Genomic DNA, 25820 nt, shown 5'->3' with positions numbered 1-25820 from the left:
AGTGATTATATGCAAGCATGGCAACGTTATATGCAAAATGATATTATGACGAGTAATCCGATTAAAAATACAATTTATATTTATGAAAGATGTATCATAGAGTTTCGTAAATTAGAAGATTTGTTAAACGGTTTTAAATTACAAGATGGCGATGCTATTCTTGAAAAATTAGAACGTATTTTTGAAGAGTTAAAGTTACAATTAAATCCCGATATTACAAAGGATTTATATGATAGTCTTTATGGTTTATACGATTGGATTAGCGTTCAAATTCAAACGATGAAAGTAACACGTGAAGCAAAAGACATTGATGCAATTGTACAAGTGCTACAAGATTTAATAGACGGTTACCGTGGAGCACTTGAGAATGAACAATGATATTTATCGAACGTTTGTCGGCTGTTTTAACGGAATTGGTGAATTGCAAGTATCAGATGAAGAGTTTGCAGAGAAGAGTGCGATGTTGAATCGCTGGATGATGACATTGGATGAAGAAACGCGCGCGCAAGTTGCAGCGGAAGTAAGTCCATTAATTATTAAAGCGGCCCAGCATATTCGAGATAAGCAAAAGATTTTGGAAGAAATGATTATGACAAATGATGGGCGAATGAAAGCAAATTCATTTTACGGTAAATATTAATAATAAAGTTTGGAAATGGGCCCCTTTTTAAAAGGGGATCCATTCCGTCGTTTAAATAAAGAATTCCGCTGATTGAGGTTTCATTTTATGACTGTAAAAAATAGAAGTAATCTAAAAAATATGAAAATAAACTACGGATTGTCGTAAATATATTGAAATGTTACATAGATTACTGCGCGTATACAGTTTTTTTGTATTCTTTTTCATATTTTTGTATTTTTCTAAAGACAACAATGAAAAAATGGAATAAAATATGTAAGGGTACATAATCGTTAATATTTTAATAAATACATATAAGAAAATAAATAATGAAGTGAAACTTCCATCAGTGGATCATTATGTTCAAAATGACAAGTTAGAAAAGAAAGGGTGTGGAATATGCCGGATTTAGTGAGTGATGTAAGCCACTATATGAATTATTTAGTGACGAAACGAAATACTGTTTCTAGTAATATTGCAAATGCGAATACACCTGGCTATAAAGCACAAGACGTTACATTTGCTGAGCAAATGAATAAGAGTAGTGCTTTATATAAGAACAATGCTGCGGATTTAAAGAGCAATCCAGATTTATATCAAACGAATGAAATGCACTTGCCGACAGTAAATACGAAAAATACATATGCAAATATTCAAACGAAGTCAATGCAAACGAATAAAGATGGAAATAGTGTGGATGTAACGACAGAAATGCTAGATTTAATGAAAGCAAACCAATTATATGGTATTTCAATTAACGCGATTAATACACAATATGCAATTAACCAAGCAGCACGTGGGCGTTAAAAGTAGAAGGAGAGACAACGATGTTTCAGGCAATTAATGCAAGTGGCTCAGGGCTAACGACAGCGAGAAAGTGGATGGAAGTTACTTCTAACAATATTGTAAATGCGAATACAACAGCAGCTCCAGGGGCAGATTTGTATGAGCGCCGTAGTGTAGTACTTGAATCTAATAATAATAGTTTTGCGAATATGTTAGACGGGGCTCCTACTAACGGAGTGAAAATAAAAAGTATTGAAGCAGATAAAACGGAAAACTTAGTGTATGACCCGACACATCCGCATGCAAATGAAGAAGGATATGTACGTTATCCGAATATTGATGTGACTGCTGAAATGACGAATGTAATGGTTGCCCAAAAAATGTATGAAGCAAATACAAGTGTGTTAAATGCGAATAAAAAAATGCTTGATAAAGATTTAGAAATCGGCAGAGGATAAAGGGGGAATCTGGGGATATGAAAATCCAACCAATGTTAAATGCACAGCCATTTGGAGCGATTCAGTCAATTGGTGCACCGAAAACTTCGGAAACATCTGTAGCTCCGGGGAAAAAGTTTATCGATTTATTGGAAGATATGAATCAAACGCAAAACAATGCGCAAACAGCGGTATATGATTTATTAACAAAAGGGGTAGGAGAAACACATGATGTTTTAATTCAGCAAAAGAAAGCTGAATCCCAAATGAAAACGGCTGCTCTCGTACGTGATAATCTTATCGAAAATTATAAGTCACTAATTAATATGCAAATTTAGGAAAATGGACGGGTGTGTTTAAATGGAAAAGATAAAAAATGTTTTCCAATCGTTAAAAACGTGGCATAAGTTAGTCATTGGTGCTGCGCTTTTAGCAATTGTAACAGGAGCACTTTTATACTTCACCTTGCCAGATAAATATGTTGTTGTATATCAAAATTTAAATGATGCAGATAAGCAAGAGATTACAGCAGAATTATCGAAGCTAGGTGTCGATTACCAATTGGCAGCCGATGGTTCGATTCGTGTGCAAAAGAATGATGCTCCATGGGTTCGAAAAGAAATGAATGGAATGGGCTTACCGTTTAATTCGAAAAGCGGTGAGGAAATTTTATTAGAAAGCTCGCTCGGTTCAAGTGAGCAAGATAAAAAAATGAAGCAAATTGTCGGTACAAAAAAGCAATTGGAGCAAGATATTGTAAGGAATTTTGCAACAGTTGAAACGGCAACAGTTCAAATTACATTACCTGAAAAAGAAACAATTTTTGATGAAGAGAAAGCAAAAGGAACAGCGGCGATTACGGTTGGTGTGAAACGTGGTCAACTATTAACGGCAGATCAAGTTGCGGGTATACAGCAAATGATTAGTGCGGCAGTTCCTGGCGTAAAAGCAGAAGAAGTAAGTGTTATTGATAGCAAAAAAGGTATTATCTCAAAAGGAGCAGATGAAGCAAATGCTAATAGTTCCTCTTCTTATGAAAAAGAAGTAGAGATGCAGCATCAAATTGAAGGTAAATTAAAGCAAGATATTGATGCAACGTTACTGACGATGTTTAAACCAAATGAATATAAAGTGAATACAAAAGTGTCTGTAAACTACGATGAAGTTACACGTCAGTCAGAAAAATACGGCGATAAAGGTGTGCTTCGTAGTAAACAAGAGCAAGAGGAAAGCTCTACTGCGCAAGAAGGAGCAGATCCGAAGCAGAGCGCTGGTATTACAGCGAACGGTGAAGTACCAAATTACGGTACGAACAATAATCAAAATGGTAAAATCGTCTACGATAATAAAAGTGGTAACAAAACTGAAAACTATGAAATAGATAAAACAGTTGAAACGATTAAAAAACACCCAGAATTAACGAAAACAAATGTTGTTGTATGGGTAGATAATGATACGTTAGCAAAACGAAGAATTGATATGACAACTTTCAAAGAAGCGATCGGCACAGCAGCCGGGCTTCAAGCGGATCCGAATGGTAACTTTACAAATGGTCAAGTTAACGTTGTAACTGTTCAGTTTGATCAACCGAAAGAAGAGAAGCCGAAAGAACCAGAAAAAAGTGGTATGAACTGGTGGTTATTCGGTGGAATTACAGGTGGCTTATTAGCTCTTGGTGGCTTATTATGGTTCTTCTTAGCGAGACGTAAGAAAAAGAAAGAAGAAGAGGAATATGAAGAATACTTAGCAGAAGAGGAAGTTGCTGCAAGTAGTGAAAGTATTATGGAAATTCCTGAAGAAAAAATAGTACCAGAGCCAAAAGTAAAACTTGAACCAGAAGAACCGAAAGAACCAACGTTAGATGAACAAGTGCAGGATGCTACGAAAGAACATGTAGAAGGTACTGCAAAAGTAATTAAAAAATGGTTAAACGGACAGTAAGGGAGGAACAACGATGTTAGATGAAATCTCCTCCAAAGAAAAAGCTGCCATCCTCATTCGTACATTAAATGAAGAGGTGGCGGCAAAAGTCATTGAATATATGACGGCTGAGGAAAAAGAAGTGTTACTTCGTGAAATCGCGAAGTTTCGTGTATATAAACCAGAAACGTTAGAAAATGTACTAGGGGAGTTCTTATATGAGCTAAATGTAAAAGAATTGAACTTAGTCACTCCAGATAAAGAATATATTCGTCGCATATTTAAAAATATGCCAGAAGACGAGCTAGAAAAATTATTGGAAGACCTTTGGTATAACAAAGATAATCCATTTGAATTCTTAAATTCACTAACTGATTTAGAACCACTTCTTACAGTGCTTAATGAGGAATCGCCACAAACGATTGCGATTATCGCTTCTTATATTAAGCCGCAGCTTGCTTCTCAATTAATTGAGAGATTGCCAGATCATAAACGAGTAGAAACAGTAATGGGTATTGCGAAACTGGAACAAGTAGATGGTGAATTAATTAATCAAATTGGTGAGTTATTAAAAGCAAAATTAAATAATATGGCATTTAGTGCGATTAATAAAACAGATGGCTTGAAAACGATAGTGAACATTTTAAATAATGTTTCACGAGGTGTTGAAAAAACAGTCTTTCAAAAGCTGGATGAAGTCGATTATGAGTTATCTGAGAAAATTAAAGAAAATATGTTTGTCTTTGAAGACTTACTCGGCCTTGAAGACCTTGCGCTTCGCCGTGTATTAGAAGAAATTACAGATAACGGTGTTCTTGCGAAAGCACTTAAGATTGCAAAAGAAGAAATTAAAGAGAAATTATTTACATGTATGTCTTCAAACCGTAAAGAGATGATTCTAGAAGAATTAGATGGCTTAGGACCGCTTAAGATGACGGATGCTGAAAAAGCACAGCAAACGATTACAGGTACAGTTAAAAAGCTAGAAAAAGAAGGAAGAATTATCGTTCAAAGAGGTGAAGATGATGTCCTTATTTAAAAACAGAATTCCGAAGAATTCTGTTTCTTTTTCTGAAGAAACGTATGAATTGCAATTCCCGAAACCAGTATCAGTTCACGCCCAAGAAGAAATACAAGTAGATCATGAAGAACTTCGCGCGCAGCAAGAATCGTTACATATTGAAATGAATCAGCTAAGGCAAGAGCAGCAAATGCTAGAACGAGAGCGTCAGCAGTTATTGCAAGATAAAGAAGAGTTTCAAATGCATATTCATGAACAAATGGAACAGATGGAATTAGCGCGTATACAGTTTCAAAAAGAGCAACAAGAAACAACATACGAATGGACAGAGTTATTATGGGATCAATCTTTTCAACTAGCAGAAAAAATCGTGAATCAAGCAGTAGATTCACGATTACTGGATGTGTTACCTATTTTAACTGGCATCGTTCAAACATTGCCTACTTCTTTTGAGAAATTAGTCATTACAGTACATCCAGAAACATTTGAACGTATTCAAGAAGAGAAAGAAAATACGAAAGAATATTGGTTACTACAATTAGTAGAATGGAAATATGATTTCTCCCTACAGTTTGGTGAATTTGTTCTGGAAGAAGAGAAAGAGTTTTTCGAATTTAAATTTGCACCTATATTTGCGAAACTTCGTCAGAAATGGGAAGAAGAGAAGTTGTTTGAGGAGCAAAACGTATGAACAACAAGCTCATAAATGAACATAGTAAATGGAATACGTTTATTGAAACACCGTTTTATACGAAAGTCGGAAAAGTTCATAGTGTGCAAGAACAGTTTTTCGTAGCGAAAGGACCAAAGGCGAAAATTGGAGATGTTTGTCTTGTTGGAGAACATAGCGTTTTATGTGAAGTAATTGCGATTGAAAAAGAAAACAATATGTTACTCCCATTTGAACAGACAGAAAAAGTATGTTACGGAGATTCAGTTACATTAATTGCAGAAGATGTTGTTGTACCTCGCGGTAATCATTTACTCGGAAAAGTGTTAAGTGCAAATGGTGAAGTGTTAAATGAGGACGCTGAAAACATGCCATTACAGAAAATGAAATTAGATGCTCCGCCTATTCATGCATTTGAACGTGAAGAGATTACTGATGTATTTGAAACAGGAATAAAATCAATTGATTCTATGTTAACAATTGGAATCGGTCAAAAGATTGGTATTTTCGCTGGATCAGGTGTTGGTAAATCTACTTTACTTGGAATGATCGCGAAAAACGCAAAAGCTGATATTAACGTTATTAGTTTAGTAGGAGAACGTGGCCGAGAAGTAAAAGATTTTATTCGAAAAGAATTAGGTGAGGAAGGTATGAGGAAGAGCGTCGTTGTTGTAGCGACGTCAGATGAAAGTCACCTTATGCAACTTCGTGCAGCTAAGCTTGCAACATCTATCGCCGAATACTTCCGTGATCAAGGCAATAATGTACTACTTATGATGGATTCAGTTACCCGTTTTGCTGATGCGCGCAGAAGCGTTGATATTGCCGTTAAAGAGTTACCGATTGGTGGTAAAACACTCTTAATGGAAAGTTATATGAAGAAACTGTTAGAGCGATCTGGGAAAACGCAAAAGGGATCTATAACGGGCATTTATACAGTACTCGTTGATGGGGATGATTTAAATGGGCCAGTACCAGATTTAGCACGTGGTATTTTAGATGGACATATTGTATTAAAACGTGAACTTGCAACGCTTAGTCATTATCCTGCGATTTCAGTGTTAGATTCAGTAAGTAGGATTATGGAAGAAATCGTGTCGCCTAACCATTGGCAACTTGCAAATGAAATGAGAAAAATCTTATCTATTTATAAAGAAAATGAATTGTATTTTAAATTAGGAACAATTCAAGAAAATGAAGAAAATGCTTATGTTTTTGAATGTAAAAATAAAGTAGAAGGTATAAATACGTTTTTAAAACAAGGTCGATCGGATCGCTTCCAATTTGATGATATTGTTCAAGCGATACACCATATAGTATAAGGCCTCATACTCGGAGGTCTTATTTTTTTGTTTTTTAATATTTCACAGATTTTTTTGGAAAAAAACTATATAATAGAAAAAGAGAGCGTTATAATAGGAAGGGGCTATGAAAACAGGTGGATAAGCAGCAGTACGACACGATAAAATTGCAAATAAATCAAGAAAAAGAACATATTTTAAAAGAAGTGTACGAACTAACAGCTGAAAAAAGAAAAATAGAACGAAAAAAAGAATATGATTTATATGTTGTGAAATCACGTAGTAAAGTCGTACAAACTGGGCAACGTATTAGGGCTGGTATGCTTTCTTCACATACGTTTTCACCTGAAAGAATAGAAGAATGGAATCGTAAAATTAAAAAAACAGAAGGTTTTATTCAAAAAAATGAAAGCCTTTTAGAGCAAGTAAAAGAAAAAGAACGTGTTATTGATGAAATATATCAAGAAGATTGTAAGAAGCTTGTAAAAGTACAAGAAAAGCTAGAAGAAAAAATGCTTCTTGATTTGAAAATGTGTATGAATGGATGAGGTGAATGTAGTGATACAGCCTGTATTACCGGTGCAACAAAGTTTACCTCCGCAAAAAGAAACAGGGCTAGAAATACAATCGAAAAATGAAAATTCTTCATTCGATCGTGTGATGAGAATGGAAAATAAAAAGCAGCCGAACACGGAGAAACTAAAACAAGAAGAAGCACCAGAAGAAGAGCGAAAAGATTATATTCTTTCTAAAAAATCGGTAACGAAAGAAGAGCCTATTGTAAAGAAAGAAGAAAAAAAAGAGACGGAACAGTTAGTATTAGCTGTATCTGAGCAAATGGTTGCAATTGAGCAATTACGTGTGCAACCAGAATTGTTATATCAATACATACAAAAAATACAAGAGTTATATAAAGAATATGGAAATATAAAACTTAACGAATTGCCCGCAGCTGAATTACAACAATTGCAAGAGCTTCTTTCAAACATGAATATTAAAAATGCAATATGTTTAGAAGATACAATGCAAATGGTGTTAGACAAAGTGACGATGCCGGAGCAAACGATGCAAGTATTGAAAGTTGTAGAAACAGAAACTTGTAATATCGCAAAGAAACAAGAAGAGTCGAAAGACATAGATTTTCCGGAATTAGAGAGCGATGATGTGAAGGTAGAGTTGCCAGAAGTTGATGTATTAAACGATTCGAGTTCAGCGGGCGCGGAGTTATTAAATAAAGCGACGAGTACGGATCAAATAGGAAAATCAAATAGTGGCGCTGATAAGGTTTCATTACCTGACTTAGGAAAGAAAATGGAAGCGCAAGTAGAAGCGCTGCAAAAATTTGTAGTGAAACAAGAACGTGTTTTATTCCAGCTCAATCCAGAAAAACTTGGTACAGTAACTGTGTTTATGAAAAAACATGGAGATCAAATTGATGTTCATGTAGAAATGGAAAAACACGATGCGAAAAAGCGTGTTGAAATCATTTTCGATGAATTGAGACTAAAGCTAAAAGAAAAAGAAATCAATATTCAAATTAGCTATTCAGATAAAGATGAAAATCGTAAAGAACAGCGAGAACAAGAGCAAAGGCAAAAACAGAAATTAGCAAGTACGAAACATGAGAAAAAACAATCAAAAGAATTTGCGGGATTATTGGAGGAATAAAGCGTGCCAACAGTTGGATTAAATACAACGAGTACAAATCATATTCCATTGCAAGCAGGAGCACAGAACAATAACGCGTCTATTAATGGTGTACAATCACCAGTGCAACAAACGAATGGAATTTCAACAGGAGAGCAAAAAACTCCTGGTGTAATGGGGAAAGATGATTTTCTAAAACTCTTTTTAGCGAGTTTCCAACATCAAGATCCATTCAATGCAATGGATATGAATCAAATGATGAATCAGACAGCACAGTTATCTCTTATGGAACAAGTGCAAAATATGACAAAAGCAGTTGACTCTTTAAGAACGACGATGTATTCGACAGCGCTAGATGGCGGAATGAAGTTTTTAGGGAAGTACGTTAGAGGTGTAAATGATAAGGGAGAGCAAGTGACTGGTCAGGTGGAAACAGTTCGCCTTGCTGAAAATAACGATGTGCAGCTTATTGTTGATAATCAAGTTGTCTCACTTCGTTTTGTAGAAAGAGTTTCAGATAAACCGATAACAGAAACAAATCCAGAAGATGAGAAAAAGGAAGATACAGAGACGACTGGAGAAACTGAAGAAATTTCAGAAAATAAATAAGGAGTGTACATAAGTTATGATTAAAGCGTTATATACAAGTATTACAGGAATGAATGCGACGCAAAATGCATTAAGCGTTACTTCAAATAATATTGCCAATGCACAAACAACAGGGTATAAGAAGCAAAAGGCTATTTTTGATGATTTGCTATACAATAATACTGTGGGTTCTCGTGGTGACGGTTCTTATGCAGGAACAAACCCGAAAAGTATTGGTAATGGTGTGAAATTTAGTGGGACAGCTACAGATTATAGTGACGGTTCAATTTCATTAACAGGCGAGAAAATGGAAACAGCAATTGAAGGAACCGGGTTCTTTATGGTCGGTGATAGAAATGGTGGAAATGTAGAATATACAAGAAAAGGTACATTCGGAGTGTCAATGGACAACTTTGTAACGACTACTGGTGGTCAATATGTATTGGGATATGGTGTAAAACCTGGAACACAAGATATAGATTTTTCATCACAACCAAATCCAATTAGAGTTCCAGTTGGAACAGCTGTTGGCGGAATTCAAACTGACAAAGCGTCAATTAGTGGGAACTTATCTCGTAACCAATTAACAGCATCAAAAGATTTTACAGTATATGACGATGAAGGAAATTCATTAACATTACGTATGGATATTAAACAAAAAACAAAAACAGAGACTGTAGGAGATAAAACGGTAGAAACACCGATTGATGGGGAATATACATATACTTTATCTTTAAGAAATAATTCTGAAAATGAAAAAGAGTTTTCGCCTATTAATGGGGACGATGGGAAACCATTAACAAAAGAGCTTAAATTCGATAAAGTAGGTAAGTTAGAAAAACTGGATGAGGATGTACAAAGAGATCCTAAAACAGACGAAATTATAAATGGTGGAACTGTGAAAGTTCCTTTTGGAGCTGGTGAGTTGGACTTAAATTTAAGCGGTTTAACGAACTACCCAACTGGAAAAACAATTGCAGCGACAGAAGTAAATGGACGTCCAGCAGCTATCGCAAATGATTATTCTATTTCTGACGGTGGTTTCATTATGATGAGATATTCAGACGGTAGTATGAAAGTTGTAGGACAATTAGCAGTATCTACATTCCCAAACTCAGGCGGATTAATGAAATCAGGAAACGGTAATTATATCGCAACACCATCAGCAGGTATCCCAGGAGTGGGGGTTGCAGGTGAGAATGGTGCGGGTAACGTACGTGGTGGAGCGAGAGAAAGTTCAAACGTAGATTTATCTGTAGAATTCGTTGACTTAATGCTATACCAACGCGGATTCCAAGGAAATGCGAAAGTAATTAAAGTTTCAGACGACGTATTAAATGAAGTTGTAAACTTAATTCGATAATATATAATAAAGAAAAATTGTAATGTAGTAGAAAGGGTTTTTTATTCGTATGACAAGACAAGAGCGAATTTTACAATTGCCTTTTTTCGAAAACAAACGTGAACTTGCCGAGCAAGTATTAAAAATGGAACGAGAAGAGCATGTATATTTACCAGATCAATTTGAAATTAAGCAAGTGCCTCCGTATTCATTTGGTGAAAAACAAGCAATCATCGGCCGTATTCATGAGTTTTATTTCATAAGTAGCGGTAGTGATGGTGTTTGGAAGTATCAACTGTTTAAGGATGAGATGAAGTGCCGTGAGTTTTTTATTACGTTATCAGGAATAACGGATCAGCAGATTGCGTTTTGGTTCAATAACATCGAGTTACTTAAAAGATCTTAAAAGCCCTTAAAAGCCCTTTTTTAGGTTTTGAGAGAGGGTCTAGCGATGTTTTGGAGCGGTTGGGTGCCTATGTGGGTGCTCGACTGTTGTGTAGGGACAGAGATATGGAGAGTTACTAGGGGAGTTTAAGAAGTTGTAAGTGTAGTATGAGTAATGTCTGTGGTTCTATTGAATTAAGTTTTAGAGAAAGGACCTGGCGAAGTGTGGTAGTGGTTAGCGCCTATGTGGGTGCTCGACTGTTGTGTAAGGACAGAGGTATGGAGAGTTACTAGGGGAGTTTAAGAAGATTTAAGCGAAGTGTGGTAGCGGTTAGTGTCTATAAGTGGCTTGCATGTTGTAAGACCAGAGATATCGGTAGTTGAAGAGGTTGAAAGCTAATTGTTGGTTGGTGCTTCTTCGCTCTTTGACGATAGGATTTATCCAAGTCTAGAAGCAGTGATATGAAATAGGTTTAAGTTAATTTAAAATAGTTGTAGTATACAATTAGAATGAATTTCTATAAAAGGAGAGGTGAGGAGGGTGGCGCAGAATAAGTATCGCGTTACATTCATTTCGCCGAGTGAGGTAGAGCAGCGGACTGTAATGACGGCGAGTAGTTTGCCAAATTTAATTCGTAAAGTAGAGAGTATTATTGCAGATCCGAATGGATATTTTGTGAATGATAAAAAAAACAATTGCTATTTTAAAGTGATTAAAGAAAATGTTACGTTTATTCAATATGAGTTGCTATTTTCAGATAAGGAAATTCATATTGAAAAATTAAAACATATGGCACCGGTAGTATTAAAACGATTATTTGAAAAAATAAACGATCCGGAACTATATGCACTTGCTCTACTGGATGTTGATATAGCAACGAAAGAATATGTGCTAGAAGAAATGAACCAAGAGTTAAGAATGAGAGTAGAAACGGAGCTTTCGAAAAAATGGGAAGCTATGCCGACAGAAATTGTAGGAGCGCAAGAAGTGTTATTAGAGGCACTTGCTTCGTTTATACAAGATTAAGCGTCTTTTTAAATAAATAAATGAATCGTTCGACTATCTATATTTTTTATATAGATAGTTGACTTTTTCGTTTTGATAAAGCTTAATAATTAAATATACGGAATTATTGGAAGGGGAGCGACACCTTTATGTCACAAGCACAAAGTATTTTATTAGAAAGCGGAACAAATGAATTAGAGATTGTTACATATACTGTTGGTGAAAACCTATTTAGTATCAATGTAATGAAAGTACGTGAAATCATTAACCCATTCCCTGTTACAACTGTACCAGAATCACATCATGCAGTTGAAGGTGTTGTTCAAGTACGTGGTGAAATTTTGCCAGTTATTAACTTAGCGACAGCTCTTAATTTAAAATCGATAAAACCACTTGATCAAACGAAATTTATTATCTCAGAATTAAACCAAATGAAAGTTATTTTCCGTGTTGATGAAGTACATCGTATTCAGCGTATCTCGTGGGAACAAATTGATGAACCAGCTTCATTATCTATGGGACTAGAAGAAACGACATCTGGTATTGTAAAACTAGATGGGAAAATCATTTTACTATTAGATTATGAAAAAATCGTATGTGAAATTAGCGGTACTGGTTATGACAATAAATCACTTGCAGGATTAGAACAAAAAACAGATCGAGCTGAAAAAGTTATTTATATTGCAGAAGATTCAGCGATGCTTCGTCAAATATTAGAAGAAACATTGTCATCAGCTGGATATACGAAAATGAACTTCTTCAGCAACGGTGCAGAAGCGTTAGCGCAAATTGAAAAATTAGCGAAAGAGCAAGGGGAAAAAATGTTTGAGCATATTCACTTGCTTATTACGGATATTGAAATGCCAAAAATGGATGGACACCATTTAACGAAAGTGATTAAGGAGGGTGAAATAATGAATCGTTTACCGGTTATTATTTTCTCTTCATTAATTACAAATGAATTATTCCATAAAGGTGAAGCTGTAGGAGCAAATGCTCAAGTAAGTAAGCCTGATATTCAAGAGTTAATTGGTTTAGTTGATAAGTTAGTGTTGTAAAAAAAATCGTTTTGAAAAGCGCTTTTTTTAGGTGGAAAAGAGGAGCTAGCCATGTGTGGTAGCGGTCAGTGCTTAATAGAGCCCCATGCGATGTAAGACCAGAGATATGGAGTAGTTTTAGGTGAGTAGAAGAAGTGAGTCATTGAGAGAGTTTTAGAAGCGCCGGTGAAAAATTCTTTTCTATTTATCAGGAATAGAGGCTCTAGCCATGTGTGGTAGCGGTCAGTGCTTAATAGAGCCCCATGCGATGTAAGACCAGAGATATGGAGTAGTTTTAGGTAAGTAGGAGAAGAGAGTCTTCGATTGAGGGTTTGAAGACCCGGTTTACAACTCTAGTCTTTTAGTGGAGAGAAGGGAACTAGCCATGTGTAGTACTGGTTAGTTCCCTTTTTAGTATTCTCTACTCTATACTCTGTACAGGCAGAATAAACGTTTCTGGAGTGAGTGTGACGGTATGTATGAATATTCTCTATTTGGGGATTTTCGGTAGGTTTAATTAATAAGTAGTAGGCTTTTTATTTGAAAATATAAGAGAATGTATCTGTGGATTGTGTTAGTCATATTTCGTGATAACGCAAATTTTTTCGGTGAAAGTACATTCGGGATACCGTATAATATAATTAAAAGTAATTAATATGCAATTATACATATTAATTTAAAAATACTTTTTTCTATTTCTATACTTTCTATACATTTTTGTATGTTTATTATTTGACAGACAATTTGGAAATGTTATAATATGGATATGTAAAAATTGCTATTTTCTGAAAAGACATGGGAGTCAGATGAGAATTGTGAAAGGATGAGGGGGAGTGACACAGATTATGTATCACCACACAGCAATCAATGTATTAAGTCTTTTACAAAACATGTCAAATAATAAAATGAACGATATACAACTAGAAGCGGAATTGAAAAAAATAGAAAAACAATTCCGAGTAAAGTATGAAGAATTAGTTGATTTATATAATAGAATGGTATTATTTCAAATAGATGTAGAAAAAAATGGCGGGATGCGAGCGTACGAAAAATCAGCGATTACATGGCTGAAGTCGGAATTAGAGTTATTGTATGAAGTATATCAATTTTGTCAACGCTACGGTTTAAACATTATCAATATTTCAAAATACGTTAGTAAAAATGAACTAAATCTTTTCCGAAAAACGGAAAGTCAATTACAAAACACATATTATAAATTAAAAAAATGCGAGATTCCTTTTGAAAATATTGAAAAACAAAAACCAGGTCGAAAGCGCAAATATACACCAGTAAAAGAAACAATTGTTGAAACGAAAAAAGAAAACAAGCAGGAAGTAAAAGAAGAAGTCGGGTATAAAGAGACTGAAAAAAGCCTCGTAACAGTTATATCGGGTATCGTTGATAACTTTGAAACGATTAGTCAATGTAGTGAAAGAAAAGAAGATGAACTACATCAGTTTATGGAAGGTATATATAAGCTTTCTAGCATGGCTGCAGGGCGTTCTAGAGAAGCAAAGAATACACGTAGCCTAGAAAGTGAGCTGCAGGCGCTACAATTAGAAAATGAAAGGTTAAAACGAGAAAAAGAAGAACTTGTGCGAGATATTAAAGATATGACACAGCATTTAAATCATTTTATTATAAGTTCTGATATCGATCAAATTCGTAAATTACCAACCTTCGTACAAGACTGTAAAATAGAATTATATAAACTAGGACTATTTAACGCACAAGACGGAAAAATGAAAATAATGGTTGACCGCAGAGGACAAGTTATGACGGTAACGCCATAAAGTATTGGGTACAAAATAAAAGGGAGATACATAGTTTATATGTATTTCCCTTTTGTTTTGTGTGGAAATCTTTTGAAGAACACAATGGTAAGTAGGATTGCAATAGCTTAGAAAACATTTGTGGAATTTGATTAACTTAAGACACAACACGCATCCGAATCGCTCTTACATACAAAAGAGTCACAATGGCCACATTTGCCGGATTATCAGAAGCATCATTTAACCTCTTACCAGTCGCCAAGTGCTCCATCGCAACATTCATACGCTTCTCATTCTCATACAACGACTGCCTAGCATTCATACTTAAAACATTTGTACCAATACGCATAATAGATACTCCTTATAGATTGATATAGAGTAGGTGTTCTAAAACTAATAAACGGCTATGAAAAGAAAAAAGGGCTTATGCTCATTTCCTGTTTGTGTTTTAACATAGGAGGAGATTGAAACAGGCACTGACCGCTTCTACACATCGCGGATGCTCTCTTCTACCTAAAAAAAGAAAGGTTTTACAAATAATTCATTTATATAGAAAAAACAAACCTCTCCGCAAGCAGAGAGGTTTGTTCATAAAGCTAACTCAAATGGATTATTGTAATAATTTAGAAACCATTTGTGGAGTTTGGTTAGCTTGAGAAAGCATGCTGATACCAGCTTCGTTCAAGATTTTGAACTTAGTCATTTCAGACATTTCTTTCGCCATGTCAGCGTCTTCGATTTGAGAAGCGGCCGCTGCCATGTTAGTAGCTTGGCTTGTTACGTTGTTTAAGTTATGGTCTAAACGGTTTAATTGAGAACCGAAAGTTGCTCTTGCGTCAGCAATATTTTGAATAGCAGTGTCAAGAGCTGTGATTTCAGTTGGTGCAGTTGTAGCATTTAAATTCTTAGCTGCATCATCTGGATCAGTTCCTACTGCTAAAGTAGCAGTTGTTAGTTTCTTTGTTTCGATAGCAGAGATTGTCATTGTATCACTTGAAGCATCAGAAAGTTGAATCGTGATATCTGTACCCTCACCAGGATTAGTACCTTTATTTAAAAATGCGTTACCATTGAAATTTGTTTTATTAGCAATATGATCAATTTCTGCTGCTAATGCTTGATACTCTTTGTTCATAGATTTGATATCTTTATCGTTGTTAGTACCGCTTGATGCTTGTGTTGCAAGATCACGCATACGAAGTAAGATGTTTGAAACTGAACCTAATGCAGCGTCACCAGTACGTAAAGCAGACATAGCGTCTTGTGTGTTACGTGCCCCAACGTTTAATCCGCCTTCTTTCGCACGCATACGAGTAGCGATAGCTAAACCAGCTGCATCGTCAGCCGCACTGTTAATAGATTTACCGCTAGATAAACGGTTCATAGCTGTATTCATTTTGTCTTGGTTTTGTCGCATGTATTCTTGTGTACGCATGCTATTAATGTTTGTATTAATTCTCATGTTAAGAACCCCCAATAGTTTTTAGTTATATATATAATTACTCTCTGTATTACAGAGAGTAATAAAACCATCAAATGAATTATTGTAATAATTTAGAAACCATTTGAGGAGTTTGGTTCGCTTGAGAAAGCATGCTAATGCCAGCTTCGTTCAAGATTTTGAACTTCGTCATTTCAGACATTTCTTTTGCCATATCAGCGTCTTCGATTTGAGAAGCGGCCGCTGCCATATTAGTAGCTTGGCTCGTTACGTTGTTTAAGTTATGGTCTAAACGGTTTAATTGAGACCCGAAAGTTGCTCTTGCATCAGCAATTTCTTGAATAGCAGTGTCAAGTTTTGTGATTTCACTTGCTGCAGTTGAAGCATCTAAAGCCTTACCTGTTCCTACTGCTAAAGTACCAGTTGTTAATTTCTTTGTTTCGATAGCAGCGATTGTCATTGTATCACTTGAAGCATCAGAAAGTTGAATCGTGATATCCGTACCTTTAGCACCTTTATTTAAAAATGTGTTACCGTTGAAATTTGTTTGATCAGCAATATGATCAATTTCTGCTGCTAATGCTTGATACTCTTTGTCCATAGATTTGATATCTTTATCGTTGTTAGTACCGCTAGCAGCTTGTGTTGCAAGGTCACGCATACGAAGTAAGATATTAGAAACAGAGCCTAAAGCCGCATCACCAGTACGTAAAGCAGACATAGCGTCTTGCGTGTTACGAGCTCCAACGTTTAATCCGCCTTCTTTTGCACGCATACGAGTAGCGATAGCTAAACCAGCAGCATCGTCAGCCGCACTGTTAATAGATTTACCGCTAGATAAACGGTTCATTGCAGTGTTCATTTTGTCTTGGTTTTGTCGCATGTATTCTTGCGTACGCATGCTGTTAATGTTTGTATTAATTCTCATGTTAAGAACCCCCATTAGTTTTAAATTATTTATAAGAAATATATATTACAGAGAATAGATTTTCACTTGGTATGTTCAAATGGATTATTGTAATAACTTAGAAACCATTTGAGGAGTTTGGTTCGCTTGAGAAAGCATGCTAATACCAGCTTCGTTCAAGATTTTGAACTTCGTCATTTCAGACATTTCTTTTGCCATATCAGCGTCTTCGATTTGAGAAGCGGCCGCCGCCATGTTAGTAGCTTGGCTTGTTACGTTGTTTAAGTTATGATCTAAACGGTTTAATTGAGAACCAAAAGTTGCTCTTTCGTCAGCAATTTTTTGGATAGCAGTGTCAAGAGCTGTGATTTCACCTGATGCAGTTGCTTTATCTAAAGCATCAGTTCCTCCCACTTTTAAAGTACCAGTTGTGATAGCCTTTGTATCGATAGCTGCGATTTTCATTGTATCACTTGAAGCATCAGAAAGTTGAATCGTGATATCCTTACCAGCAGCACCACCTAAAAATTTGTTACCGTTGAAATTTGTTTGATCAGCAATATGATCAATTTCGTCTGCTAATGCTTGATACTCTTTGTCCATAGATTTGATATCGTTATCGTTGTTAGTACCATTAGCAGCTTGTGTTGCAAGGTCACGCATACGAAGTAAGATGTTTGAAACTGAACCTAATGCAGCGTCGCCAGTACGTAAAGCAGACATAGCGTCTTGCGTGTTACGCGCCCCAACGTTTAATCCGCCTTCTTTTGCACGCATACGAGTAGCGATAGCTAAACCAGCCGCATCGTCAGCCGCACTGTTAATAGATTTACCGCTAGATAAACGGTTCATTGCAGTGTTCATTTTGTCTTGGTTTTGTCGCATGTATTCTTGTGTACGCATGCTATTAATGTTTGTATTAATTCTCATGATAAGAACCCCCATTTTTTTATATTGATTTTTCTGTTAATTAATAAACGTAAATATGCAAAAAAATCAATTTCGAATTAATTGTAATCCTTGGTATATATCGTGTCAACGAATAATTGTAATTAATGAATATGGAAAAATAGCAGTTTAACAATTTAGTCATTTTTTTATTACAATATAATTGCAAAGGATTATTGCAAACTTTAAAAAAAAACTCTAATATTAGATTATCTTTGTTTACCGAAAAGGTGATATTATGGTAGTTGGAAATATAGTAAAAGAAGTGCTTGCATATAAAAAAGGACAAATTCAGCAAAAGTTAAGTAGTCCACAGGCATTTGTTAGTAGTCGTTTTCAAAATCAATTGCAGAGTGAACCTGCGAAGGAGACGAAGGCTACTACGCAGCCGGCAAAAGTAGAGGATATGAGTCAGCCGGTACAATCTACGAAAATAGAAACGGTTGTGAATAAACCGGAAGAACCTATTAATAATGTAGAGGAAGTAAGTAAGCCTGAAACGAAGCAAGTAGATGAAGTACAAGTTGCACAAAAAGAGTTCGAACGACGTTTCCCAGAAACGAAAAATGAGTCTACTGATACGTGGGGATTAACTAATAAATATAATATTCAGAAAATACGTTCTTCAAATGAAGGGAAGTATGAGGATATTATTGATCGTGTAAGTCGTACATACGGAATTCCGAAAACGTTAATTCAAAAAATGATTGAAGTAGAGTCTAATTTTAATCCGAATACGGTGTCACATGCAGGAGCGATGGGGCTTATGCAGCTTATGCCAGCGAATGTGAAAGAGATGGGTATAAAAAATCCATTTTCACCAGCTGAAAGTATTGAAGGCGGCGTGAAAGAGTTAAGTGGTTATTTAAAGAAAAATAACGGCGATCTTGTACTTGCGCTTGCATCTTATAATGCTGGTCCTGGTAATGTGAGAAAGTACGGAGGCGTGCCTCCATTTAAAGAAACGCAAGGATATATTAAAAAAATATTAAATATCGACGTTTCAAAATAAGAAATTTCATATATAGAGAGAACATGAAATTTTTGTGAACATGATATGGGAGTTGGCTGGATTTGAAATTACAAGATGATATTCCGTTAACAATTTATTTTGAAATCGGAAATACGAAAAAGAAAATTGAAGATCTGCTTCATATTACGAAAGGTACATTGTATCGTCTTGAAAATTCAACGAAAAATACGGTGCGTCTTATGCTTGAGAATGAAGAGATTGGAACCGGAAAGATTTTGACGAAGAATGGAAAAATGTACGTTGAAATTGTTGAATTGAAAAGGTAGGGAAGGGGATTTTCATGAGTGGCGATAAATTAAGCCAAGAGCAAATTGATGCCCTGCTGAAGGCGGTAAATGAAGGCGAGGAAATGCCAGCTTTCGCACAAGAAGCAGGGAAGCAAGATAAATTTCAAGAGTATGATTTTAATAGACCGGAGAAGTTCGGTGTTGAGCATTTACGTAGTTTGCAAGCGATTGCTTCTACTTTTGGTAAACAGACGTCACAGACGTTGTCAGCGCGTATGCGTATTCCAATTGAGCTAGAGCCTTCTACTGTGGAGCAAGTTCCATTTACGAGTGAGTATGTGGAGAAAATGCCAAAAGATTATTATTTATATTGTGTTATTGATCTCGGCTTGCCAGAGCTTGGAGAAATTGTTATTGAGATTGATTTAGCATTCGTTATTTATATTCATGAGTGTTGGCTTGGTGGAGATAGTAAGCGCAACTTTACGATGCGTAGACCACTAACGGCGTTTGAATTTTTAACGCTTGATAATATTTTTACGCTTCTATGCAAAAATTTAGAGCAATCATTCGAAAGCGTTGCGGCAATTAAACCGAAATTTGTAACAACAGAGACAGATCCAAATGCATTAAAGATTACGACAGCGAGCGATATTATTTCATTACTGAACGTAAATATGAAAACAGATTTTTGGAATACGACAGTTCGTATCGGTATTCCGTTCTTATCTGTTGAAGAAATTATGGACAAGTTAACGTCTGAAAATATTGTCGAACATTCTTCGGATAAACGTAAGAAATATACGTCTGAAGTGGAAGTGAAAGTAAATCAAGTGTATAAACCTGTCCACGTTGCGATTGGTGAGCAGAAGATGACAATGGGTGAGATTGAGCAAATTGAAGAAGGCGATATTATTCCGCTTCATACGAAAGTTTCGGATCAATTACTTGGTTATGTAGATGGAAAACATAAATTTAATTGTTTTATCGGGAAAGATGGAACGCGTAAGGCGCTCTTATTTAAAAGTTTTGTAGAGTAGGAGGATCCATATGAAGCATGAAGTATCTCCTGTGTCATTAATGGGATTAGAAGAATTTACAGGGAAACGAAATGAAGCAGGTAAAGCACATATTGATACCGTTTCAGATATTTCGATTGAACTTGGTGTGAAGCTTGGGAAGTCATCAATTACGCTTGGTGATGTGAAGCAATTAAAAGTTGGCGATGTTCTTGAAGTAGAGAAAAACTTAGGGCATAAAGTAGATGTGTATTTAAGTAATATGAAAGTCGGCATTGGTGAAGCAATCGTAATGGACGAAAAGTTCGGTATTATCATTTCTGAAATTGAAGCTGACAAGAAGCACGCTGCGCTTATGAAGGCGCAAAGTCAAATGCAAGATAAAGAGTAGAGGAGGAGTCATATGTCGTATATGACGACTTTATTTCAAGTCGTTTTACTGTTTGGTGCGCTCGGCTACGGTGCATATTATATGACGAAAAAGACGCGCAAACAGCAATTTTTTAAACAAGGTGAAAATGGCCATATTCAAGTGAAAGACGGCGTTTTTTTAAACCACCAAACGAGTGCCTTTTTGTTTGAAGTGGACGGGAAGCAAGTGTTTACTGTTATTAGTAATAACGGTGTGCAGTCTGTGCAGTTAACAGGAACAGGAAATCAGTTTCAACAAGCGCTAGAAGACGCGGTGAAGAGTGAAACGAAAAAAGTAGAGGATCCATCATGAGAATAAAGAAACAGTTATCATTATTAGCCGTTATTTTCGTATTTTCTATCGTTTTTTCAATTATTTTTGTAAATCCAGCGTATGCAGCCCCGAACGGTTTTATTAATTTCGAAAATGGAAAAGAGTTTACGAGTAATTCAAGTGTACAATTATTTGCGCTCGTTACCCTTCTATCATTATCTTCTTCTATCGTTCTTTTATTTACGCATTTTACTTATTTTATGATCGTTCTTGGGATTACTCGTCAAGGGCTTGGGGTTATGAATTTACCACCCAACCAAGTGCTTGTCGGACTTGCTTTATTTTTATCACTCTTTACGATGCAACCAGTGCTTGGACAGTTAAAGAGTGATGTGTGGGACCCGATGACGAAAGAAAAAATAACAGTAAGTCAAGCTGCGGAAACGACAGCGCCTATTATGAAAGATTATATGTCGAAGCATACGTATAAGCATGATTTAAAAATGATGCTGAAAGTACGCGGAGAAGAGTTGCCGAAAGATTTGAAAGATCTTTCACTATTTACGCTCGTACCATCCTTTACGTTAACGCAAATTCAAAAAGGGTTATTAACAGGGATGTTCATTTATTTAGCGTTCGTATTTATAGATTTAATTATTAGTACACTTTTAATGTACCTCGGGATGATGATGGTACCGCCGATGATTTTAAGTTTACCGTTTAAAATACTCGTTTTCGTATATTTAGGTGGATATACAAAAATCGTCGACATTATGTTTAAAACGGTCGCCTGAAGCGTTTGATGCTATGTGATAGGAGTCATATAAATGAATACGTCACCAATTATAGATATTTTTCAAACCTTTTTTTATAAAGGGGTTATGATTTTAATGCCGGTTGCCGGCGTTAGTATGATAGTCGTTATTATTATCGCTGTCATTATGGCGATGATGCAAATTCAAGAGCAAACGCTGACGTTTTTACCGAAAATGGCGAGCATTGTGCTCGTTATTATCATTTTAGGTCCGTGGATGTTTCAAGAGTTAACAACGCTTATTTTAGATTTATTTGATAAAATTCCATCGCTATTGCGTTCGTACTAAGATAGGTGAACTGAAATGAATATGGAATTATGGGCGGCGACGTTTTTTGCGTTTTGCCGCATTACTTCATTTTTATATTTTTTACCGTTTTTCTCAGGGCGATCGATTCCAGCGATGGCAAAGGTTACATTTGGACTTGGTCTTTCCATTACAGTGGCAGATCAAGTGGATGTCTCTCACATAAAGACAGTTTGGGACGTAGCTGCTTATGCAGGAACGCAAATTGTAATTGGATTATCACTTTCAAAAATTATAGAAATGCTGTGGAACATTCCGAAAATGGCCGGGCATATTTTAGACTTTGATATCGGTTTATCACAAGCAAGTTTGTTTGATGTGAATGCAGGATCGCAGTCTACTTTACTATCAACAATTTTTGATATATTTTTTCTCGTTATTTTTATTTCACTGGGCGGCATTAATTATTTCGTTGCCACGATTTTAAAGTCGTTTCAATATACAGAGGCGATTTCAAAATTGCTGACGACTAGTTTTTTAGATAGTCTACTCGCAACGTTATTATTTGCGATTACATCAGCGGTTGAAATTGCTCTTCCGCTTATGGGAAGTTTATTCATCATTAACTTCGTCCTTATTTTAATCGCAAAAAATGCTCCGCAATTAAACGTTTTTATGAATGCGTACGTAATTAAAATTACATGTGGTCTTTTGTTTATTGCGATGAGTGTACCGATGCTCGGTTATGTGTTTAAAAATATGACAGATGTATTGCTTGAGGAATATACGAAACTATTTAACTTTTTCTTAACGAAGTAGGGGGACGCGCATGGCAAAGGATAATAAAACAGAAAAGGCCACCCCGCAGAAGCGTAAGAAATCGCGTGAAGAAGGGAATATTGCCCGGAGTAAAGATTTAAATAATTTATTTTCCATTCTCGTATTAGCAGTTGTCGTTTACTTTTTCGGAGATTGGCTAGGGTTTGAGATTGCGAATTCCGTAGCGGTGCTGTTTGATCAAATTGGAAAAAATACAGATGTGACGGAGTATTTGTATTTAATGGGGATTTTACTACTAAAAGTATCTGCTCCTATATTAATACTCGTATACGCTTTTCATTTATTCAATTATATGATTCAAGTCGGCTTCTTATTTTCTTCTAAAGTCATTAAGCCGAAAGCGTCACGTATTAATCCGAAAAACTATTTTACGAGACTGTTTAGTCGTAAAAGTTTAGTAGATATTTTGAAATCACTGTTTTATATGGGATTAATCGGTTACGTTTCATACGTTCTCTTTAAAAAGAATTTAGAGAAAATCGTGAGTATGATTGGATTTAATTGGACTGCGTCACTTACTGAAATTATTAGGCAAATTAAATTTATCTTTTTGGCTATTTTAATTATTTTAATCGTTCTTTCTATTATTGATTTCATTTATCAAAAATGGGAGTACGAGCAAGATATTAAGATGAAAAAAGAAGAAGTAAAAAGGGAGCATAAAGATAATGAAGGGGACCCGCAAGTAAAAGGGAAACGAAAAAACTTTATGCATGCCATTTTGCAAGGGACAATTGCGAAGAAGATGGATGGTGCAACGTTTATTGTAAACAATCCGACTCATATTTCGGTCGTACTTCGCTACAATAAACAAGTTGATGCGGCGCCAATTGTCGTTGCAAAAGGGGAAGATGAGCTCGCATTATATATACGAACGCTTGCCCGTGAACAAGAAATACCAATGGTGGAAAACCGTCCGCTCGCTCGTTCTTTATATTATCAAGTCGAGGAAGATGAGACGATTCCAGAAGATTTATACGTAGCTGTAATTGAAGTTATGCGCTATTTAATTCAAACGAACGAACTTGAAGTATAATAGCGCGTTTGGAGGGGATCTCTTTGTTTAAGATGGATTCTGCAAGAACCTATTTTTCTATCTTTTTAGCAGCGTCATTCGTTGTGGCGCTCTTAATTCCACTTCCACCATTTATACTTGATATCATTATCGTTTTTCTACTAAGTATGTCAGTACTTATTTATATGCGAGCGACAAGTATTAACGAGTGGGATGAATTAAAGTCATTTCCGACGATGTTGTTATTAATCGGGATTTTCCGTGTATCGATTAACGTTTCGACGACGCGAGCGATTTTGACAGATGGAAATGCGGGTCATGTTATTGAAGAGTTCGGCCAGTTCGTAATTGGCGGGAACTTATTAATTGGTATCGTTATTTTTATAGTATTAATCATTTTCCAGTTTATCGTTGCAAACGGTGCATCTCGTACAGCTGAAGTTGCAGCTCGTTTTACACTTGACTCCTTACCAGGGAAACAAATGTCTATCGATGCGGATTTAAACCAGCGTATTATTACAGAAAAAGATGCACAGGAAAAACGTAAAAAATTAAATATGGAAACAGAGTTCTACGGGGCGATGGATGGTGCCGGGAAGTTCATTAAAGGGGACGTTATTTTCGGGATTGTCATTTTATTCGTAAACATTATTTTCGGTTTAATTGTCGGAATGATGCAGCAAGGAATGAGCTTTGGTGAAGCAGCTCTTCATTATACACAGTTAACTGTCGGTGACGGAATTGTAAACCAAATCGGTTCGTTAATGCTTGCGATTTCAACAGGTATTATCGTAACACGTGTATTTGACGGATCACAGGATACAGTAACAGAAGGTATCTTTAAAGAGTTATTAGCACATGAAGTTGTTGTATATGCGCTTGGTGGTTTATTTATAGCAATGGGTATTTTTACTCCGCTACCATTTCTACCATTCGCACTCGTTGGTGGAACAATTATCTTCTTAGGAATTCGTAATAAAAACCGAATAAAGAAAGAAAAAGAAGACGAGCTTCAAAAAGAAATAGAAATGATTCAAGGCGAAGATGAGCAACTGCAGCAAGTAGAAGACTCATTTGGAGTCTTTACAGATAAATATCCAATTATTGTAGAGCTTGGATTAGATCTAGCGGCTCTTGTAAAACAAAAAATTAACGGGGAAACAGCTCGTGATAAAGTTGTTCTAATGAGGAAATCGATTATTACCGACCTAGGTATTAACGTTCCTGGAATTAACTTTAAAGATAATACGAGTTTTAGACCACGCGGACGTTACATTATTCGTATTAAAGGTGCGAAGGCGGCTGAAGGTGTTTTAAAATCAGGTTATTTATTAGCATTAAAAACCCCGAACGTAATGGCTGATTTAGATGCAGAGCCAGCGAAAGATCCAATTTTCGGTGAAGACGGATATTGGATTTTAGAGCATATGGTACAAGATGCACAAATGAAGGGCTATCAAGTGCTAGAGCCACTTAGCATATTAATTACGCATTTAGATGTTATTGTTAGACGTAATCTTCATGAGTTAATTCAGCGTCAGCACGTGAAAGACTTAATTAACTCACTTGAAACTGATAATGGCGTTTTATTAGAAGAGATTAAGAAGAAAGAAATCGATTTATCACTCGTTCAAAATGTTATTAAGCAACTTCTAAAAGAAGGAATTTCCATCCGTGACTTACCAACAATTATTGAAGGTATCATTGACGGAAAAGAAATTTATCAAAACCATGTGGATGGTGTAACGTCATTCGTTCGTGAATGTATTTCAAAAGTTATTTGTGAACATGCGAAAAACCCTGACGGGAAAATATATGCGGCGCTCTTCGCTGATTCAATAGAGTTAGATGCGGATGTTGTTAATAATTCATACCAAGGTTATTTATTAAACTGGGATTTAGATTTAGAAACGCGAGTAGTAGAGCAAGTGCAGCGCGTATTTAAACAAGCCCGTTTAATGGGAAGAGAGCCAGTATTATTAACGCGTAGAAAAGACTTCAGATTTGCGATTGTAAGACTTCTTGAGCGTTATCAAATAGAAGCACAAGTGCTTTGTATTAGCGAATTAGCACCAGAAATTGTTGTAGATCAAATTGCCTATATTGAATAGTAG

At 35.9% G+C, this 25820-nt stretch carries 30 protein-coding genes and 1 pseudogene; 27 read left to right on the top strand and 4 right to left on the bottom strand.

The window, feature by feature from the left end:
- The first annotated feature begins 9 nt into the window (after positions 1 to 9).
- The 17 genes from COC96_RS04405 to COC96_RS04320 all read left to right on the top strand — a co-directional run bounded on the left by COC96_RS04405 (position 10) and on the right by COC96_RS04320 (position 14551).
- Positions 10 to 378 carry a flagellar export chaperone FliS gene (locus tag COC96_RS04405; protein ID WP_098267326.1) on the top strand — a complete coding sequence of 123 codons (369 nt, stop codon included), beginning with the start codon at positions 10 to 12 and terminating at the stop codon, positions 376 to 378.
- Positions 368 to 640: a flagellar biosynthesis protein FlgG gene (locus tag COC96_RS04400; protein ID WP_141536049.1), complete on the top strand. Its 273-nt coding sequence runs from the start codon at positions 368 to 370 to the stop codon at positions 638 to 640. Before COC96_RS04405 ends, COC96_RS04400 begins: the two co-directional genes overlap by 11 nt.
- Before the next feature lie 369 nt (positions 641 to 1009).
- Entirely contained in the window at positions 1010 to 1426 is a 417-nt protein-coding gene (flgB, locus tag COC96_RS04395; protein ID WP_141536050.1) for a flagellar basal body rod protein FlgB, read from the top strand.
- 20 nt (positions 1427 to 1446) lie between these two features.
- A complete protein-coding gene (gene flgC / locus COC96_RS04390; RefSeq protein WP_098267329.1) occupies positions 1447 to 1863 on the top strand; it encodes a flagellar basal body rod protein FlgC in 417 nt (138 codons plus the stop codon).
- Between the two features lie 17 nt (positions 1864 to 1880).
- A complete protein-coding gene (fliE, locus tag COC96_RS04385; RefSeq protein ID WP_098267330.1) occupies positions 1881 to 2180 on the top strand; it encodes a flagellar hook-basal body complex protein FliE in 300 nt (99 codons plus the stop codon).
- Positions 2181 to 2202: 22 nt separating this feature from the next.
- Positions 2203 to 3783, top strand: a complete 1581-nt coding sequence (gene fliF, locus COC96_RS04380; RefSeq protein ID WP_098267331.1) for a flagellar basal-body MS-ring/collar protein FliF — start codon at positions 2203 to 2205, stop codon at positions 3781 to 3783.
- A gap of 13 nt (positions 3784 to 3796) precedes the next feature.
- Entirely contained in the window at positions 3797 to 4801 is a 1005-nt protein-coding gene (gene fliG, locus COC96_RS04375) for a flagellar motor switch protein FliG (RefSeq protein ID WP_098267332.1), read from the top strand.
- Positions 4788 to 5474 carry a FliH/SctL family protein gene (locus COC96_RS04370; RefSeq protein WP_098267333.1) on the top strand — a complete coding sequence of 229 codons (687 nt, stop codon included), beginning with the start codon at positions 4788 to 4790 and terminating at the stop codon, positions 5472 to 5474. The genes fliG and COC96_RS04370 overlap by 14 nt, the downstream gene beginning before the upstream one ends.
- Entirely contained in the window at positions 5471 to 6775 is a 1305-nt protein-coding gene (fliI, locus tag COC96_RS04365; protein ID WP_098267334.1) for a flagellar protein export ATPase FliI, read from the top strand. The genes COC96_RS04370 and fliI overlap by 4 nt, the downstream gene beginning before the upstream one ends.
- Before the next feature lie 116 nt (positions 6776 to 6891).
- Entirely contained in the window at positions 6892 to 7302 is a 411-nt protein-coding gene (locus tag COC96_RS04360; protein WP_098267335.1) for a cytoplasmic protein, read from the top strand.
- Positions 7303 to 7312: 10 nt separating this feature from the next.
- Positions 7313 to 8422 (top strand): flagellar hook-length control protein FliK, encoded by a 1110-nt coding sequence (locus COC96_RS04355; RefSeq protein ID WP_141536051.1) that lies wholly within the window; start codon positions 7313 to 7315, stop codon positions 8420 to 8422.
- A gap of 3 nt (positions 8423 to 8425) precedes the next feature.
- Positions 8426 to 9010: a flagellar hook assembly protein FlgD gene (locus COC96_RS04350; protein ID WP_098267337.1), complete on the top strand. Its 585-nt coding sequence runs from the start codon at positions 8426 to 8428 to the stop codon at positions 9008 to 9010.
- Positions 9011 to 9026: 16 nt separating this feature from the next.
- The gene (gene flgE, locus COC96_RS04345; RefSeq protein ID WP_098267338.1) at positions 9027 to 10352 is read left to right on the top strand and encodes a flagellar hook protein FlgE; all 1326 of its coding nucleotides are present in this window, start codon (positions 9027 to 9029) and stop codon (positions 10350 to 10352) included.
- 49 nt (positions 10353 to 10401) lie between these two features.
- Positions 10402 to 10737: a DUF3964 family protein gene (locus tag COC96_RS04340; protein WP_098267339.1), complete on the top strand. Its 336-nt coding sequence runs from the start codon at positions 10402 to 10404 to the stop codon at positions 10735 to 10737.
- Between the two features lie 519 nt (positions 10738 to 11256).
- Positions 11257 to 11742: a LysR family transcriptional regulator gene (locus COC96_RS04335; protein WP_098267340.1), complete on the top strand. Its 486-nt coding sequence runs from the start codon at positions 11257 to 11259 to the stop codon at positions 11740 to 11742.
- Between the two features lie 128 nt (positions 11743 to 11870).
- Entirely contained in the window at positions 11871 to 12779 is a 909-nt protein-coding gene (locus COC96_RS04330) for a chemotaxis protein (protein WP_098267341.1), read from the top strand.
- An 824-nt stretch (positions 12780 to 13603) separates the two neighbouring features.
- The gene (locus tag COC96_RS04320) at positions 13604 to 14551 is read left to right on the top strand and encodes a DNA-binding domain-containing protein (RefSeq protein ID WP_141536056.1); all 948 of its coding nucleotides are present in this window, start codon (positions 13604 to 13606) and stop codon (positions 14549 to 14551) included.
- A gap of 145 nt (positions 14552 to 14696) precedes the next feature.
- On the opposite strand, the pseudogene COC96_RS04315 reads toward COC96_RS04320, so the two are convergent.
- From COC96_RS04315 to COC96_RS04300, 4 genes and pseudogenes are all read right to left on the bottom strand, one after another.
- Positions 14697 to 14879, bottom strand: a pseudogene (locus COC96_RS04315) (flagellin); the annotation flags it as partial.
- Between the two features lie 261 nt (positions 14880 to 15140).
- On the bottom strand, positions 15141 to 15992 hold the full coding sequence (locus COC96_RS04310; RefSeq protein WP_098267344.1) for a flagellin N-terminal helical domain-containing protein: 852 nt from the start codon (positions 15990 to 15992) through the stop codon (positions 15141 to 15143).
- Between the two features lie 79 nt (positions 15993 to 16071).
- Positions 16072 to 16899 carry a flagellin N-terminal helical domain-containing protein gene (locus COC96_RS04305; protein ID WP_098267345.1) on the bottom strand — a complete coding sequence of 276 codons (828 nt, stop codon included), beginning with the start codon at positions 16897 to 16899 and terminating at the stop codon, positions 16072 to 16074.
- 84 nt (positions 16900 to 16983) lie between these two features.
- Complete coding sequence (locus COC96_RS04300) at positions 16984 to 17808, bottom strand: flagellin N-terminal helical domain-containing protein (protein WP_098267346.1); 825 nt, start codon at positions 17806 to 17808, stop codon at positions 16984 to 16986.
- Between the two features lie 256 nt (positions 17809 to 18064).
- Here COC96_RS04300 and COC96_RS04295 point away from each other — a divergent pair, with 256 nt between their 5' ends.
- From COC96_RS04295 to flhA, 10 genes are all read left to right on the top strand, one after another.
- The gene (locus COC96_RS04295) at positions 18065 to 18838 is read left to right on the top strand and encodes a lytic transglycosylase domain-containing protein (protein ID WP_098768373.1); all 774 of its coding nucleotides are present in this window, start codon (positions 18065 to 18067) and stop codon (positions 18836 to 18838) included.
- A gap of 62 nt (positions 18839 to 18900) precedes the next feature.
- Entirely contained in the window at positions 18901 to 19125 is a 225-nt protein-coding gene (locus COC96_RS04290; protein WP_000775712.1) for a flagellar motor switch protein FliN, read from the top strand.
- 14 nt (positions 19126 to 19139) lie between these two features.
- Entirely contained in the window at positions 19140 to 20126 is a 987-nt protein-coding gene (fliM, locus tag COC96_RS04285; protein WP_098267348.1) for a flagellar motor switch protein FliM, read from the top strand.
- A gap of 10 nt (positions 20127 to 20136) precedes the next feature.
- Complete coding sequence (gene fliN / locus COC96_RS04280) at positions 20137 to 20496, top strand: flagellar motor switch protein FliN (RefSeq protein ID WP_098267349.1); 360 nt, start codon at positions 20137 to 20139, stop codon at positions 20494 to 20496.
- Between the two features lie 12 nt (positions 20497 to 20508).
- Positions 20509 to 20829, top strand: a complete 321-nt coding sequence (locus COC96_RS04275) for a hypothetical protein (protein WP_000121171.1) — start codon at positions 20509 to 20511, stop codon at positions 20827 to 20829.
- Entirely contained in the window at positions 20826 to 21584 is a 759-nt protein-coding gene (locus COC96_RS04270) for a flagellar type III secretion system pore protein FliP (RefSeq protein WP_098267350.1), read from the top strand. Before COC96_RS04275 ends, COC96_RS04270 begins: the two co-directional genes overlap by 4 nt.
- 33 nt (positions 21585 to 21617) lie before the next feature.
- Complete coding sequence (locus tag COC96_RS04265; RefSeq protein ID WP_001098085.1) at positions 21618 to 21893, top strand: flagellar biosynthetic protein FliQ; 276 nt, start codon at positions 21618 to 21620, stop codon at positions 21891 to 21893.
- A gap of 15 nt (positions 21894 to 21908) precedes the next feature.
- Positions 21909 to 22670 (top strand): flagellar biosynthetic protein FliR, encoded by a 762-nt coding sequence (locus COC96_RS04260; RefSeq protein WP_098267351.1) that lies wholly within the window; start codon positions 21909 to 21911, stop codon positions 22668 to 22670.
- A gap of 10 nt (positions 22671 to 22680) precedes the next feature.
- Positions 22681 to 23727 (top strand): flagellar type III secretion system protein FlhB, encoded by a 1047-nt coding sequence (gene flhB, locus COC96_RS04255; RefSeq protein WP_098267352.1) that lies wholly within the window; start codon positions 22681 to 22683, stop codon positions 23725 to 23727.
- A gap of 23 nt (positions 23728 to 23750) precedes the next feature.
- Positions 23751 to 25817: a flagellar biosynthesis protein FlhA gene (flhA, locus tag COC96_RS04250; protein WP_098267353.1), complete on the top strand. Its 2067-nt coding sequence runs from the start codon at positions 23751 to 23753 to the stop codon at positions 25815 to 25817.
- The last annotated feature ends 3 nt before the right edge of the window (positions 25818 to 25820 follow it).

The organism is Bacillus cereus (assembly GCF_002577405.1).
Taxonomy (GTDB): domain Bacteria; phylum Bacillota; class Bacilli; order Bacillales; family Bacillaceae_G; genus Bacillus_A; species Bacillus_A cereus_AU.
Note: the sequence above shows the minus strand (reverse complement) of the source record. Positions and strands in the feature narration are given on the sequence as shown.

Bases quoted from the DNA above. Each gene is read 5' to 3' on its own strand.
- COC96_RS04405 (WP_098267326.1), top strand. From the start codon at position 10: ATGCAAGCATGGCAACGTTATATGCAAAATGATATTATGACGAGTAAT.
- COC96_RS04400 (WP_141536049.1), top strand. From the start codon at position 368: ATGAACAATGATATTTATCGAACGTTTGTCGGCTGTTTTAACGGAATT.
- flgC (WP_098267329.1), top strand. From the start codon at position 1,447: ATGTTTCAGGCAATTAATGCAAGTGGCTCAGGGCTAACGACAGCGAGA.
- fliE (WP_098267330.1), top strand. From the start codon at position 1,881: ATGAAAATCCAACCAATGTTAAATGCACAGCCATTTGGAGCGATTCAG.
- fliF (WP_098267331.1), top strand. From the start codon at position 2,203: ATGGAAAAGATAAAAAATGTTTTCCAATCGTTAAAAACGTGGCATAAG.
- fliG (WP_098267332.1), top strand. From the start codon at position 3,797: ATGTTAGATGAAATCTCCTCCAAAGAAAAAGCTGCCATCCTCATTCGT.
- COC96_RS04370 (WP_098267333.1), top strand. From the start codon at position 4,788: ATGTCCTTATTTAAAAACAGAATTCCGAAGAATTCTGTTTCTTTTTCT.
- fliI (WP_098267334.1), top strand. From the start codon at position 5,471: ATGAACAACAAGCTCATAAATGAACATAGTAAATGGAATACGTTTATT.
- flgE (WP_098267338.1), top strand. From the start codon at position 9,027: ATGATTAAAGCGTTATATACAAGTATTACAGGAATGAATGCGACGCAA.
- COC96_RS04340 (WP_098267339.1), top strand. From the start codon at position 10,402: ATGACAAGACAAGAGCGAATTTTACAATTGCCTTTTTTCGAAAACAAA.
- COC96_RS04330 (WP_098267341.1), top strand. From the start codon at position 11,871: ATGTCACAAGCACAAAGTATTTTATTAGAAAGCGGAACAAATGAATTA.
- COC96_RS04320 (WP_141536056.1), top strand. From the start codon at position 13,604: ATGTATCACCACACAGCAATCAATGTATTAAGTCTTTTACAAAACATG.
- COC96_RS04310 (WP_098267344.1), bottom strand. From the start codon at position 15,992: ATGAGAATTAATACAAACATTAATAGCATGCGTACACAAGAATACATG.
- COC96_RS04305 (WP_098267345.1), bottom strand. From the start codon at position 16,899: ATGAGAATTAATACAAACATTAACAGCATGCGTACGCAAGAATACATG.
- COC96_RS04300 (WP_098267346.1), bottom strand. From the start codon at position 17,808: ATGAGAATTAATACAAACATTAATAGCATGCGTACACAAGAATACATG.
- COC96_RS04295 (WP_098768373.1), top strand. From the start codon at position 18,065: ATGGTAGTTGGAAATATAGTAAAAGAAGTGCTTGCATATAAAAAAGGA.
- fliM (WP_098267348.1), top strand. From the start codon at position 19,140: ATGAGTGGCGATAAATTAAGCCAAGAGCAAATTGATGCCCTGCTGAAG.
- fliN (WP_098267349.1), top strand. From the start codon at position 20,137: ATGAAGCATGAAGTATCTCCTGTGTCATTAATGGGATTAGAAGAATTT.
- COC96_RS04275 (WP_000121171.1), top strand. From the start codon at position 20,509: ATGTCGTATATGACGACTTTATTTCAAGTCGTTTTACTGTTTGGTGCG.
- COC96_RS04270 (WP_098267350.1), top strand. From the start codon at position 20,826: ATGAGAATAAAGAAACAGTTATCATTATTAGCCGTTATTTTCGTATTT.
- COC96_RS04265 (WP_001098085.1), top strand. From the start codon at position 21,618: ATGAATACGTCACCAATTATAGATATTTTTCAAACCTTTTTTTATAAA.
- COC96_RS04260 (WP_098267351.1), top strand. From the start codon at position 21,909: ATGAATATGGAATTATGGGCGGCGACGTTTTTTGCGTTTTGCCGCATT.
- flhB (WP_098267352.1), top strand. From the start codon at position 22,681: ATGGCAAAGGATAATAAAACAGAAAAGGCCACCCCGCAGAAGCGTAAG.